Origin of the sequence: Shewanella electrica (genome assembly GCF_022321485.1) — a bacterium.
Taxonomy (GTDB): Bacteria; Pseudomonadota; Gammaproteobacteria; order Enterobacterales; family Shewanellaceae; genus Shewanella; species Shewanella electrica.
On record NZ_JAKOGG010000853.1, the window covers coordinates 1 to 230 of the forward strand.

Below are 230 nucleotides of genomic sequence, written 5' to 3' on the forward strand. Positions count from 1 at the left end.
AAAACATGCAGCTGACACTTGAATTCGGAGGGGGATTGGAACTTCTTTGTGACTCCAAGAAGATTCATAAGGTCAATAGTGAGCAACACAATGGAGAAGACACGTTAATCATGAAAGATTTGCGTTCTTGGGTACAGACCAACTTGATTAAGGAGAGGCCTGAAATGTTTATGAAAGGAGATACTGTGAGACCTGGAGTTCTTGTCCTTGTGAATGATTGTGATTGGGAG

1 protein-coding gene is annotated in these 230 nt (G+C 41.7%); it reads left to right on the forward strand.

Annotation, left to right across the window (positions count from 1 at the left end; genetic code table 11):
* Positions 1–5: 5 nt before the first annotated feature.
* On the forward strand, positions 6–230 hold a 225-nt coding region (locus L9G74_RS24765; protein WP_275297573.1), incomplete at its 3' end, for a ubiquitin family protein.